We start from the raw sequence: 3102 nt of genomic DNA on the forward strand, positions 1-3102 counted from the left end.
CCTAACAAACTGTTTAAGAGTGATTCGCAACGCGTGGCATTTTTACCATGCGTTGGTTTTAGTGTTTAAGGTGGTATGCAGAAGCTTCGGCTTTGTGTTGCTCACACCTTAACAGGGCGTTATACCTTCGGAGGAATTGTGACAGAGTCAGAAAGCCAATTTGAAGCAACACTCTATTCTAAGAATATTAAGTTTCGAAAAATCCCTGAGTCTGAAGGGAAAACACCTGATTATGAAGTTTATCTTGGTAATCACCTAAGCTATTGGGAGATTAAAGAACTCACTGAAAACCCATCTGAAAAACAAGTATTACGTGACATTGAAGATGAATGTTTGGGCATATATCAAGTGAACTCCGATCGTGTTGTAAACAGTATTAAAGATGCGGCTAAACAGCTAAAAAACTACGGAGAATCAAAAGCTAGTAGGGTCATTGTTTTATGTGATTGCCGAGACTTCGCAACAATGGATTTCTTATTCATTCCGAGTATCCAGAAAGCGATGTTAGGTAAAGCTGAATATTATGCTCATCGAGATGGATCGTTCGAAGAAATAAAAAGGCATCCAGGTTTGCTGACAAATAGAATGAAGTACATCAGTGCGATAGCTGTACTTTCAGTGAAAACGGGTAAAATTCTATTTCTTCATAACCCAAACGCTACCGTTTCATTGTTCGAAACTGACCTAATAAAACATTTTGATAATCATCAAGTTTTTGAAAAAACCGGTGGGACTAATACTTGGCAACAGGTATAACAAAGCGTTTAAGAGCGACTCACAACGCGTGGCACTTTTGATTTGCGTTGGGTTGAGTGATTACGGTACTTTGCAGAGGGTTATGTATTGCGTTGTTCGCACCTTAACGCGGCGTTATGTTTCACTTTGATTTAGAAGAAATAAAAGGTTGCCTGGCGCTTTTTTCTTTGGTCTCTTTGGTAATTCGTTCGAGTTGTTTCAGCAATTCAATATTGTCCGTCCAAGTTCATGAATCCATCAAACATAATCACGCTTCAAAGTTCGTGGGTTGCTTCAATTTGAAATTGCGTCTGTGTGTTGAAAATTAGACTGGCTTAAAGTCGCTTTAGTTCTCTTTCCCAATTAGTAAATTGGCAGTGGTCTTTTTGGCAATTTGAGTTTTGTTTTTCGCTGTTTTGAAAGGGGTGCAATCGCTCGCTAAAAGCCATCAAAGTTGCCTCAATCAAATTCCTGAGAATTACATGCTTTGTGTTTATCGCTTTTGTCGGATTATTCCGCAACGTCGTGTGACGCAAGTTAAACAATTCTTTATGCAATTCAGTTCTTTGCCAAGTAAGCGAGTCAGTTGTGGTAAAACATAACAAAGTGTTTAAGAGGGATTCGTCAACGCGTGGCGCTTTCACTTCAAATCGGTTTAAGTGATTAAGGCGGTCATATCCGCTTTGGCGGTAGCGTTGTCTCACCCCTTAACACGGCGTTAGGCAAATGGAGATAGGCGTGAGTTCAAGGATAATTGAAGTCGTAGATTTTCAGTCGTCGTGGGCTGATGATTTTAACCGAGAGAAAGCGCTAATCTGTAATACGTTAAACCAAGAAAATGTGGTGGGAGTTCACCATATCGGTAGCACTTCAGTTGAAGGTCTATGTGCGAAACCAATTATAGATATTCTACTTGAAGTTAAATGTCTCAGTGAGCTGGATGAGCAAAGTTGCTTGATGGAATCGCTAGGTTATCTTGCTAAAGGTGAGTTTGGTATCCCGGGTAGGCGCTACTTTCAAAAAGGTGGGGTTCAACGAACTCATCAAGTCCACGCCTTTCTAACCGATTCACATGAAGCACAAAGACACATCGCTTTTAAAGAGTATCTTATCGCTTTTCCTGAAGTGGCCGATGAGTATGGCGTGTTAAAGAAAACTGGAGCAGCAATCTGCAACAATGACATAGATGTATATTGCCGCCATAAAGACAGCTTTATTAAAGAGCATGAGGCTAAGGCTCTCAACTGGAAATTTGCCTAACAAAGCGTTCAAGAGGGACTTGGCACGCGTGGCATTTTTACTATGCGTCAGGTTTAGTGGTTAAGGTGGTATGCGGTCACTTTTGTATTGCGTGCCTGCGCCCCTTAACGCGGCGTTATGTGCATGAGCCAAGCTTGATTAAACGATATGTGAATCTATAAGTCTCTGTTTTTATGAATTAATCACGATCATACAGGAAGTGAAATGGACAACTTATTTGAAAGTGTATGGCTTAACTTCGGTGTTTCTCTTCTGATAGCACTTTCAGTGGGCTTTGCCATTGAAGTGTTTTTAAAAAAGGTGTTAAAGCCGAAAGGCTTGTGGTGGGTGTTTATACTGCTCTTTTCAGCATGCATTTTTTTAGTTGCTTCTACTTTGAGTTCCAATGAAAACTTTTTCTATTGGTTTATTTCATCGGCCAAGTGGGCGTTGGTAGGCGTTGCAGGTCTTTCGATAGCAAAATTGCGAGAAAGTTAGCGTAAACGTCGCCGATATGCACATAACAAAGCGTTTAAGACGGATTCACAACGCTTGGCATTTTGGGTTTGTATTAGCTTAAGTGTTTACTGCACAATAGTTTAGGTCTGGTGGTATGCGTTGTTCACCACTTAACGCGGCGTTATGTTTAATCACGTAAAATCAGTTGGTTGCATCTTTTCTTTGCTTTCTCGGCTTTCTAATTTTGGTCTTGTCGGCAAGTGGACTTCACTGGGCGCTGTTTTCTGGACTCCAATTCGTGGGCGCTAAAAATCCAGAGGGTTGCCTCATTTAAATGCAGTGTTTGGATGAGTTGAGTACAGGTTGCTCAGTTCCAAAGTTAGAGCTTCAGTTTTCGTTTCTCACGTTAATACTTACTGCAAATTCAATCAATTTTATGAGTTAATTCAGTTTTTTAGCATATGGTTTTGGTGCGTAAATGTAAGTCGAGTTAAGCTCTTGGTATCGTAAAGCTTAACCCTTTTAGTCTTAAACATAACAAGGCGTTCAAGAGGGATTCATGCCGCGTGGCATTTTTGGTATGCAGTGGTTTTTGTGGTGAAAGTGATCTGCGGAAAGTTGGTTTAGGCGGCATTCACCCCTTAACGCAGCGTTATGTGTCCTTTCAAT

Annotated in this window: 3 protein-coding genes; all 3 read left to right on the plus strand. The window is 40.7% G+C overall.

Going from position 1 to position 3102, the window contains the following annotated elements; translation table 11 throughout:
* Positions 1-138: 138 nt before the first annotated feature.
* The 3 genes from BIW15_RS22965 (at position 139) to BIW15_RS22980 (ending at position 2472) form a co-directional block, all read left to right on the plus strand.
* The gene (locus BIW15_RS22965) at positions 139-756 is read left to right on the plus strand and encodes a hypothetical protein (RefSeq protein ID WP_054579703.1); all 618 of its coding nucleotides are present in this window, start codon (positions 139-141) and stop codon (positions 754-756) included.
* A 717-nt stretch (positions 757-1473) separates the two neighbouring features.
* A complete protein-coding gene (locus tag BIW15_RS22970) occupies positions 1474-1995 on the plus strand; it encodes a GrpB family protein (protein ID WP_077281679.1) in 522 nt (173 codons plus the stop codon).
* Positions 1996-2199: 204 nt separating this feature from the next.
* Positions 2200-2472 (plus strand): hypothetical protein, encoded by a 273-nt coding sequence (locus BIW15_RS22980; RefSeq protein ID WP_077281677.1) that lies wholly within the window; start codon positions 2200-2202, stop codon positions 2470-2472.
* Positions 2473-3102 lie beyond the last annotated feature (630 nt).

The organism is Vibrio sp. SALL6 (assembly GCF_002002385.1).
Lineage (GTDB): Bacteria > Pseudomonadota > Gammaproteobacteria > Enterobacterales > Vibrionaceae > Vibrio > Vibrio parahaemolyticus.

Excerpts from the sequence above, each read along its gene's own strand:
- BIW15_RS22980 (WP_077281677.1), top strand. The coding sequence starts at position 2,200 with ATGGACAACTTATTTGAAAGTGTATGGCTTAACTTCGGTGTTTCTCTT.